General features: G+C 28.1%; 1 protein-coding gene. It reads left to right on the plus strand.

Features of this window, described 5'->3' with window-relative positions:
- Window positions 1-295 (plus strand): UvrD-helicase domain-containing protein (locus P0G09_RS19515; protein ID WP_275253505.1); only part of this gene is annotated, 295 nt, incomplete at both ends.

Raw genomic sequence — 295 nt, forward strand, 5'->3', positions numbered from 1 at the left:
GTCAGGACTCAAATGAAATTCAAGGTAATATAATAAAAATTATATCTAGTGAAAATAAAAACCTAGTTAGAGTTGGAGATATAAATCAGAGTATAACAGGAACATTTTCATCATCAGACCCTAAATTTTTTAAAGAATTTATAAATAGTGCAGATTTCTGTTATAGGATGGATATGTCAAATCGAAGTTCAAAAGATATACTTGATTTAGCAAACACTCTTGTCAAGTATGTTACAAAGGAATTTAGACAAGAAGAATGTAGACATGCTCTTGAAGATATGCAAATAAAAACTGT

Source organism: Faecalibacterium sp. DFI.5.82 (assembly GCF_029076575.1).
Lineage (GTDB): Bacteria > Bacillota > Clostridia > Oscillospirales > Ruminococcaceae > Faecalibacterium > Faecalibacterium duncaniae.